We start from the raw sequence: 579 nt of genomic DNA on the forward strand, positions 1-579 counted from the left end.
TGCTGAGCCATCCGGAGATCGCCGAGGCGGCCGTGGTGGCGCGCAGCGCGGAGGATGGTTCGACCTCGCTGCACGCCTATGTGGTGGCGCGCGGCGAGCTGCCGCCGGACCTGCGCCAGTTCCTGGCCGCGCGCATGGCGCAGGCGGCGCTGCCGCACAGTATCGATGGGCTGGACGCGCTGCCGATGACCTCCAGCGGCAAGGTCGATCGCAAGGCGCTGGGCGCCCGCAAGGATGTCGAAGCGCCGTCGGCGACCGCCTATGCGGCGCCGGTGACGGCGACCCAGGAGGCGCTGGCCGTGCTGTACGCCGAGGTGCTGGGCCGGGAACGGGTCGGCATCCACGACGACTTCTTCGCGCTGGGCGGCCACTCGCTGCGGGCGCTGATGGTGTTGGCGCGCATCCGCAAGGCGTTCGATGTGGTGTTGGCGTTGCGGGTGCTGTTCGAGACACCGACGGTGGCCGGCCTGGCCGAGCGGGTGGACGCGCTGCGCGCCGCCAGCACGGCGGTGCTGCCGACGATCGCCGCGCTGGCGCCGCAGGAATCGTATGCGGTGTCGGCCGCGCAGCGCCGTCTGT

At 72.9% G+C, this 579-nt stretch carries 1 protein-coding gene; it reads left to right on the top strand.

The annotated features are described in order from the left end of the window. A partial coding sequence (locus tag KVP70_RS33165; RefSeq protein WP_217946699.1) for a phosphopantetheine-binding protein occupies nt 1-579 on the top strand: 579 nt, incomplete at both ends.

Origin of the sequence: Duganella violaceipulchra (assembly GCF_019166075.1) — a bacterium.
In the GTDB taxonomy this organism is placed as follows: Bacteria; Pseudomonadota; Gammaproteobacteria; order Burkholderiales; family Burkholderiaceae_D; genus Rugamonas; species Rugamonas violaceipulchra.